Origin of the sequence: Bowdeniella nasicola (genome assembly GCF_001907295.1) — a bacterium.
Classification (GTDB): domain Bacteria; phylum Actinomycetota; class Actinomycetes; order Actinomycetales; family Actinomycetaceae; genus Bowdeniella; species Bowdeniella nasicola.
In genome coordinates this window covers 1-8319 of record NZ_MQVR01000095.1, presented here as the reverse complement: position 1 = coordinate 8319, position 8319 = coordinate 1, and the positions used below count along the sequence as shown (strand labels likewise).

General features: G+C 64.9%; 9 protein-coding genes. 6 read left to right on the top strand and 3 right to left on the bottom strand.

Translation table 11 applies throughout. From position 1 onward, the window contains the following. The first annotated feature begins 74 nt into the window (after positions 1-74). Positions 75-659: a peroxide stress protein YaaA gene (gene yaaA / locus BSZ39_RS11615; protein ID WP_073717487.1), complete on the top strand. Its 585-nt coding sequence runs from the start codon at positions 75-77 to the stop codon at positions 657-659. Here the strand turns inward: yaaA and BSZ39_RS11610 are convergent. The 3 genes from BSZ39_RS11610 to BSZ39_RS11600 are packed head-to-tail and all read right to left on the bottom strand — an operon-like array spanning position 656 to position 3056. Further along, a complete protein-coding gene (locus BSZ39_RS11610) occupies positions 656-1492 on the bottom strand; it encodes a ribonuclease HI family protein (RefSeq protein WP_073717486.1) in 837 nt (278 codons plus the stop codon). The two genes, yaaA and BSZ39_RS11610, sit on opposite strands and share 4 nt — an antisense overlap. Then, positions 1489-2220, bottom strand: coding sequence for a zinc ribbon domain-containing protein (locus BSZ39_RS11605; protein WP_073717485.1), 732 nt, complete (start codon positions 2218-2220; stop codon positions 1489-1491). The genes BSZ39_RS11610 and BSZ39_RS11605 overlap by 4 nt, the downstream gene beginning before the upstream one ends. After that, complete coding sequence (locus tag BSZ39_RS11600; protein ID WP_073717484.1) at positions 2217-3056, bottom strand: Nif3-like dinuclear metal center hexameric protein; 840 nt, start codon at positions 3054-3056, stop codon at positions 2217-2219. Before BSZ39_RS11600 ends, BSZ39_RS11605 begins: the two co-directional genes overlap by 4 nt. Positions 3057-3097: 41 nt before the next feature. On the opposite strand from BSZ39_RS11600, the gene BSZ39_RS11595 reads away from it, so the two are divergent. The 5 genes from BSZ39_RS11595 to BSZ39_RS14855 all read left to right on the top strand — a co-directional run bounded on the left by BSZ39_RS11595 (position 3098) and on the right by BSZ39_RS14855 (position 7176). Beyond that, complete coding sequence (locus tag BSZ39_RS11595) at positions 3098-3874, top strand: TSUP family transporter (RefSeq protein ID WP_073717483.1); 777 nt, start codon at positions 3098-3100, stop codon at positions 3872-3874. A gap of 65 nt (positions 3875-3939) precedes the next feature. Then, complete coding sequence (locus BSZ39_RS11590) at positions 3940-4752, top strand: ABC transporter ATP-binding protein (RefSeq protein WP_073717482.1); 813 nt, start codon at positions 3940-3942, stop codon at positions 4750-4752. Further along, a complete protein-coding gene (locus tag BSZ39_RS11585) occupies positions 4749-5396 on the top strand; it encodes an ABC transporter permease (protein WP_073717481.1) in 648 nt (215 codons plus the stop codon). The genes BSZ39_RS11590 and BSZ39_RS11585 overlap by 4 nt, the downstream gene beginning before the upstream one ends. Continuing rightward, on the top strand, positions 5393-6115 hold the full coding sequence (locus BSZ39_RS11580; protein WP_073717480.1) for an ABC transporter permease: 723 nt from the start codon (positions 5393-5395) through the stop codon (positions 6113-6115). The genes BSZ39_RS11585 and BSZ39_RS11580 overlap by 4 nt, the downstream gene beginning before the upstream one ends. Further along, entirely contained in the window at positions 6112-7176 is a 1065-nt protein-coding gene (locus tag BSZ39_RS14855) for an ABC transporter substrate-binding protein (protein WP_281247145.1), read from the top strand. Before BSZ39_RS11580 ends, BSZ39_RS14855 begins: the two co-directional genes overlap by 4 nt. Positions 7177-8319: the final 1143 nt, after the last annotated feature.

Below are 8319 nucleotides of genomic sequence, written 5' to 3'. Positions count from 1 at the left end.
AGTTGTAGAAGATGAACTCGAGGATCACGCGGTGACCGCCCTGCTGTCCAGCACGACCACCCCGCTACACCACTATGAGGGACTCAACTGCCGACCTGGAGTGGAACGTCGCCTCGCCACCGCTCGGCGGCCCCGTCTATGAGGTCTATACCGGGGTGCTCTACGCGGCGGCCGCGCTCGCGGATCGCGCTGAGGCGCCGGGCCGGTCAGTCTGGATCTTTTCGGGCCGCTACGGCGTCGTGCAAGCCTCCGATACCATCGCCCCCTACCGCCTGCCCGCGAGCGCGATCCTGCCCGGAGTGGGCAACGTTGCCTCGTATTGGCGGCCCCACCTGCGCGACGCGCTCGATCCGATCGCAAGCGCTGACGGACTGGTCCTCGATTGCCGCTCCGGCCCCTACCAGCGGATGTGGCCCATTGCCAAAGACGCCGTCGCAGTCTCGGTGCGGGCGGTGCGCGAGCGCGATGGGCGGCGCACGGTGGTCTCGCATATGGCCAAGCACTACCGCGGCGAACTCACCCGCCACGTGCTTGCCGCCCCCGAGGCGCCGACAAGTCCCGAACAGGTCGCGGCCCTCGCCGAAGCGACTGGTCTTGGCGTCGAACTCGTCGAGCTGAAGGATCAGAGGTTCGAGCTCACGCTCGTCATCCGTGACTAGGCAAAGACTCCGATCGCGCGCACGCTGAACGCACCGGCGTCATGGTCGATGACGCTGACCGAACCGGCTGCGGGCGCAAAGGTGACCGACGACGAGGCTAGACGCGACAGCACGTGCGCGGCGTCGGGGCCGAAGAGGATCGTCGTTCCGCCCTCGGCCGCATCGAGCGAAAGCTCGGCGACCTCGGCCATCGCGACCTCGGCTCCTGCCGCTCGCACATGGCGCGCGATCCGCACGCCCGAGCTCTGGCTGGGCGCGTCGGCCAGGTGGTTGATCCGGACCGGAAGGAAACGCTCGTCGCGACCGACGGCGAGCCGGTCGAGGATCGCGAGCGTGCGATCGGTGATCGGGGCGACGACCACGACGAACCGGCACGGCCCAGCCGGCGGCGCCTCGTCGGCGGGCTCGTCCTGGTCCGTCGCTCCCCCGACGGTGCCGCGAGCGTCCATGGCCTTGTTGACCATCTCGTCTGCGCGCTTGTTCTCCTCGCGCGCGACCCAGGTATAGGTCACGAGCGTCGGGTCGTACACCTTTTTCACCTGGAGCGCGAGCGAGCGCATATCGGCGTGCTTGATCTTCCACCGGCCGCTTAGCTGTTCAACGACGAGCTTCGAATCGGCCTTAATCTCGACGGGCGTGCCCGCCGGCGCGAGTTCCGCAAACGTCTGCAGTGCGCGCAGCACGGCGGTGTATTCGGCGACGTTATTCGTGACGGTTTGCAGGAACTCGCCGTAGGCGTAGCACTCCGTGCCGTCGCGTTCGATCGTAAAGCCGAGGGCGGCCGGGCCCGGATTTCCGCGCGAGCCGCCGTCAGTGTGGATAATCCAGGTCACGAGGGTCGCACGATGATGTATTCGTGCTCGTCGGACACGTACACCTCATCGGGGGCGGTAGAGCGGATCGCGTCGAGTTCGGCGAGCGAGAAATCCAGCGTGATTGGGCTCGTCACGGTGCCGTGCAGCTCCACGACGGCAAGCGCGCCGGTGCGAGCGCGGACCTGTTCGTACAGCTCGATGACCTCGGCCGGGATCTTTTCCGCGATCGTCTCGCGGTCGGCGCTCGCCTTGGCGAGCTTCTTATCGATCTCGCCGCCTTCGGTGCCCGCCTGCTCCTCGGCCGCCGCGATCTCGTCGCCGATCGTCGCGAGTCGCGTTTCGATCTCGGCGAGTTCGGCTTCGCGCGCTTCTAACGCCTCCATCGCGGCAAGTTCGTTTTCTTCTAGTTCGGACTGTCGCGCGGCGAGGTTCGTCAGTTCGTTTTGCAGATTGCCCAGGTCCTTCGCACCGATCGCGCCCGAGTCGAGGACGGCCTGCTGCTTATCGCGCCGGATACGCACCAGCTGGACCTCGCCTTCGGCGAAGGACACATCGCGGCGTGCATCGGAAACCGCGGTCGAGGCGGCAACCCGATCACGCTGCAGTCGAGTCTCGGTCTCGCGCAGGTCATCAAGCGTGGCAAGAACGGGGAGCTTACGACGTTCGGCCCCGAGTTTTGCGATTAAGCGATCCTGCTCTTGGAGGCTTAGCAGGTGTCGTTGGGCTGCGGGATCGGCTTTCGTCATCGCGCGTCCTTTCGGGTGTATATCGCATTCCAGGGGTCGGTCGACAAAGTGGAGACGGTGATATCGAGCTGTGCTCCGGCCTCGCGACTTGCGCGCGCCAGCACTTCGGCGGCGCGTGTCAGCCACGGACTTTCGCTCGCATAGTGGGCCGTCTCGAACAGTACGGGCCCGCCGTTGAACTCGAGGGCCTCGGAGGCGGGGTGATGGCGCAGGTCGGAGGTGAGCATCGCATCGACGCTAAGTCCACGCACGCGGGCAAGGTAGGAATCTCCCGCCCCGGGACACACGGCGATGGACGCCACCTGGCGTTCCGGATCGCCGCCGAGGGCGACGCCGCGCGCCGTGGCGGGCAGCAGGTCCGCAAGCAGTTGGCCGAGCTCGCGAGCCTTCATGGGCGCGGGCAGCGTGCCGAACCGGCCAAGGCCGAGGGTCGGATCATCCGAGCGTGGATCGACGGGTTTAACGTCGGTCAGCTTCAGCAGTTCGGCGAGCACGACGGCGGTGCCTTCGGCCGCGCTATCAGCGTTCGTGTGCGCGTTATACAGCGCGCAATCGCCCTTAATGAGGCGGTGGATGAGGCTGCCCTTCGGGTGGTTGGCCGCGACGGAGGATGTTCCGCGCAAAAACAGCGGGTGGTGCGTGATGAGGAGGTCGGCGTCGCTCGCGAGCGCCTCATCGACGGTGGCGGCAACCGGGTCGAGCGCGAAGTGGATGCGTTCGATGGGGGCACTGGGATCTCCACAGATCAGCCCGACGGCGTCCCATCCTTCCGCAAGGTGTTGCGGATAGGCGGATTCAAACAGCGCGAGGACCTCGTCAAGGGATAGTGTTGCCACACCCCCAGCCTACCCGCGCCGCGTTAGGAGCACGCACGCCCATGTCTCTTCCCGATCCCGGCACGCTCACCTTGCTGCTTGGCGCGTCCCTGTTCGCGGGTTTCATCGACGCGGTGGTCGGGGGCGGTGGTCTCATCCTCATTCCGGCCATGCTCGTGGCGATCCCGACACTGCCACCTGCCACGGCTCTCGGAACGAACAAGGTCGCCGCTTTTGCCGGGACGATCGCGGCGGCGATCAACTATCTGCGAAAGATCCCCATCCCGAAGCGTCCAGTGGCCATCGCGATGGCAACCGCCTTCGTGCTCTCAGCGGTAGGCGCTCTCCTCGCGACGGTGATTGACCCCTCGGTCATGCGCCCGGTCATCATCGTCGCCGTCGTCGCCGTCGGGGTGTATGTCGCGCTGCGACCGGAGTTCGGCAAAGATGCTGCGGTGCTGCCACGCGCGACGACCCGCTGGTATCTGGTCAGCCTGATCGCGGCCGCGGTCATCGGCTTTTATGACGGTGTGTTCGGGCCCGGAACCGGGATGTTCCTCATCATCGCGTTCACGTCGATCCTGGGGACCTCGTTCCTCACGTCGGCGGCCGCGGCGAAGGTGGTCAACGTCGCGACGAACGCGGGCGCGCTGCTGATCTTCGGCCTCGGGGGCCATATCTGGCTCACTCTGGGTCTCGTGCTCGCGGTGGCAAATATTGCGGGCTCGATGCTGGGTAGCCGACTCGTGCTCGCTAAAGGGACCGCCCTGGTGCGCGCCGCACTCCTCATCATCGTCGTCGCCCTCGCGATTAAGCTGACGATCGACCAGTTTGAGTAGCACTTGCCGCCTTGAGGTGGCGTTGAGACGATAGGTGTTTACCGACCGCCACCGGCAGGAGCATCATGATCGACTTCGATTCGGTCACCAAACTGTACCCGGACGGAACCGAAGCTGTTCGGGACTTTTCCCTTCATATTCCGCAAGGTTCCCTCACCGCACTCGTCGGCTCGTCGGGCTCTGGGAAGACGACGCTCCTGCGCTGTATCAACCGGATGGTGGACCCGACCTCGGGTGCCGTCCTCATCAACGGCAAGGACGTCGCCGACCGGCCCGCCGTCGAACTACGCCGTTCCATCGGGTATGTCATGCAGCAATCGGGCCTGCTCCCGCATCGACGCGTGATCGATAATGCAGCAACGGTCCTGCGCCTGCGCGGCGTGGATAAGAAAACTGCCAATGAGCGGGCCGAAGAAGTCCTAAACACGGTCGGGATCGCGAAGGAAATGTTCCGCCGGTATCCGTCCCAGCTCTCGGGTGGCCAGGCGCAGCGAGTCGGGGTCGCGCGGGCGCTCGCCGCGGACCCGGAGGTCCTCCTCATGGACGAGCCTTTCGGCGCTGTTGACCCCATCGTTCGCGCCGAACTCCAAGCCGAGACCCGCCGCCTCCACCAGGAGCTTGGCACCACGATCGTGTTCGTCACCCACGACATCGACGAGGCATTCGCGCTCGCCGATCAGGTCGTCATCATGAAAACCGGTGGCGAGGTCGCACAGGTCGGTAGCCCCGCACAGATCCTCGCGAACCCGGCCGACGATTTCGTCGCGCAGTTCGTCGGACTCGACTCTGCCAAGCGCCGGCTGCGCATCGAAGAGCGGGACGGGGCCCGCGTCGTGATCGCCGAGGACGGCAGAATTGCGGGCGTGCTGGACCAATGAACTGGGCGATAGCTAACGCCGAGTATCTCGGTGTGCTGACGTGGCGACACATCTACCTGTCGGCCATTCCGATCCTCGCTGGCCTCGCGCTCGCGCTGCCGATCGGCTGGCTCGCGCATTCGGTCAAGCCCCTGCGCGGTTTCCTGCTGGGAGCCGGGTCGCTGCTCTACACGATTCCCTCGCTCCCTCTGTTCGTCATTCTGCCGACGATCCTTGGACAGGGTTATCTCTCCCCCATCAACGCTCTGGTGGCGCTCACGATCTATGCGTTTGCGATCATGGTGCGCTCCGTGACGGACGCGCTCGACGCGGTCCCCACGGATGTCCGAGCCGCCGCTGAGGCGTGCGGTTATTCCCCGCTGCAACGAGCACTCCAGGTAACGCTACCGCTCGCGGGCCCGGTCATCTTGGCCTCGCTGCGCGTCGTCGCGGTCTCGACCGTCTCGCTGTTGTCGATCGCGGCCCTCATCGGGATTTCGAATCTCGGGTCGCTGTTCACCGACGGCTTCCAACGCCGCTTCATCGAAGAGATCCTCATCGGGATCGTTCTCATCGTCATCGTCGCGTTCGTCTTCGACCGACTCCTGGTCCTCGCCGGTCGCCTGCTGATGCCGTGGACCGCGAAGGCGGAGGTGCGCGCATGAGCATCCTTTCCGACACCTGGCAGTGGTTCACCGATCCCGCAAACTGGACGGGCAGCACCGGTGTGCCGATCCGCCTGGCGGAGCACCTCGGCTATACCGCGCTCGCGGTCGGCCTCGCGGCGATCATCGCCGTCCCGCTCGGCCTGTACATCGGCCACACCTCGCGCGGCCGGAATATCGCGGTCCTCTTGACCGGCGCACTGCGTGCAATCCCCACGCTCGGCTTGCTCACGTTCCTCGTCCTGCTCTTGGGAATTGGCCTGATCCCTCCGATCGTGGCGCTCGCAATTTTGTGCATTCCACCCCTGCTCGCAGGCATCTACTCAAGCATCGAATCGGTGTCGCGCGCCGTTATCGACGCATCGCGTGCCCAGGGCATGACTGAGTCCCAAATCCTGACGCAGGTTGAGCTCCCCCTCGCCTCGCCCCTCATCGTGGGCGGACTCCGCTCCGCCGTCCTTCAGGTGATCGCGACGGCGACCGTGGCGGCATTTGTGCCCCTTGGCGGACTCGGCCGTTACATCATCGATGGGCTCGCGGTCCGTGACCTTCCCCGCGTGCTCGCCGGTTCCATCATCGTTGTCGCCCTTGCCTTCATCATCGATCTGCTCTTCGCCGGCCTACAGGCTTACGCCACCTCGCAGGCCAATCCCGCGGCCCGCACCCGCTCCACCCAACGTTCGCTCGATCCGGAAATCGACCTGGAGGTACACCCATGAAGCGACGCACTGTAATTCTCTCGACCCTGCTCGCAGGAGGACTTGCTCTCGCAGGCTGTTCCGATCCCAATGCCGCCGATGCTACCCGCACGAGTGCGGCGCCCACTTCCGCCGGCGGCGACACGACGATCACCGTCGGTTCTGCCCAGTTCCCAGAATCGGAGATTATCGCCGAGCTGTACGCCCAAGCGCTGGAGGACGCAGGAGTGAGTGTGAACCGGTCAATGCAGATCGGCGCCCGGGAGGTCTATGCCCCCGCGCTGGAAAACGGCGAGATCGATCTCGTCCCCGAATACACCGGCAACCTGCTGAGCTACTACGACCCGAAAACCACGCTGACGGCGCCCGAGGAGATTACCGGCGCTCTGCCCGACGCGCTGCCCGAAGGCACCGGAGTCCTGGAAACTTCTCCCGCAGAGGACAAGGACTCCTTGAACGTCACCAAGGAAACGGCGGCCGAGCATTCGCTGAAGACCATCGCCGACTTGAGCAAACTCGGTGACTTCTCGCTCGCCGCCAATCCGGAGTTCGCGGAGCGCTCCTACGGAATCCCGGGCCTGGAGCGGGTCTACAACATCACCGGTGTCTCCTTCGTTCCGATCAACGACGGTGGGGGCCCCGCGACACTGCAGGCGCTGCTCGATGGCAAGGTCCAGGTCGCCGACATTTACTCGACGACCCCGTCGATCAAGGAGCACGAACTCGTCACGCTCGAAGATCCCGAGAACCTCATCGCCGCACAAAATGTCGTTCCGTTCGTGCGTAAGGAAGCCATGACTCCCGAGGTCACCGAGGGTGCTCAACAAGGTGTCGGCAGCGCTCACGACCGAGGATCTCATCGAGATGAACGGCCGCAGCTCCGGCGACGAAAAGGCCGCTGCTGCCACCATCGCGAAGGAATGGCTGGCAGCAAAGGGCCTTTCCGGCTCCTAAAACTACTGGTAGCTGACGAAATCGGGCTGCGGCTCGATGCGGTACGTCTGCTCGGGGGTGAGCATGGGACGGTCCTCGTCAATGAAATTCTTCCAGCCCCAATGCACACCCTCGGGCGCATCCGCTAGCAGGGTCCGCCACGTGTCATCTTTCTGCGGCTGGCTGCCCTGGCCATCGGCGTGGATGAGCACGGCCACCTCCGGGTGATCCGTCTTCACATTCGCCCGATCGCGCAGCATCTGCACCTGGAACTGGTGGAGGATCACCATCTTCTGCGGGAGCTTATGCTCTTTCGTGAACTCCGCGACATAGTCGATCACCTGATTGACCTCGTCGATCTCGACGTGACCGATTCGGGTCAGCGGTTTCTCATCCGGGCCAAGGCGCCACTCGGGGTCGAGCGCGATCCCCACGTGCGGGTATTTCAGGAGTTCCTCATACTGCTTGACCTGCGTGAGGAAGTCGGCGCGGCCCGGCTGGAAATCGATAACGATGTACTGCCCGGCCGCCTCGGCGGCCTCGATAAGCGGCGTGAAGTGCTTGATATCCCACTCGTTGGAATAGTTACCGTCATCGCCCGCCTTACCGGAAGCGACGGTCACGATGATTTCGAGCGCGGGCACGACCGTGTCCTCGGTGAGCTCCTGGTATTTTGCAGCGAGCTTCTTGGCTCGCTCGATCGTCTCCTCGGTGCCCTGCTCTCCCAGCACGCCGAGCGAGTCCGTCACCGGGGTCCCGTACAGGGCGACATAGCGCTTGTTCGCAAACATCAACTGGCCGCCACCGGGCAGTTCTTTACCGGACTTCGCGACCTCAACCTGCCATGCGAAATCATCGGTTGCAGGCATGTTCTGGCCCAAGGCGAACACAGCGTCGGCCTTCTTCACATCGGCGATGGCATCGCTCGAGCCACGGAAGTCTCCCGTGACAACTCGCACCTGCGAGCCCGCGGCCATCGCGTTAGCGGCAGCAGCAAGCGAGGACGGCTCGTCAGTCACCAGCGTCAGCGGGCCACCGGAAAGCGGACCGTCGACGTCGACGTCCCCCTTGCCGAGCGTGGCCGGGCCCGACTCCTCGCTCGAGCTTTCGCTCTCGGCGCCCTCGATGACCGTATCGGTGCCCAGTTCGGCGAGCGCCGCGACGGTCGGATCGCTGGGTGCGGGCGCGCCCTTCAGCTCTAGATGTATGAGGTCATGACGTTGTCTACACGTTCGTGGACTCGGCTGGCCGGTGGCTGATCTGCACAGGCGGTATGAGGCCGATGATAGTTG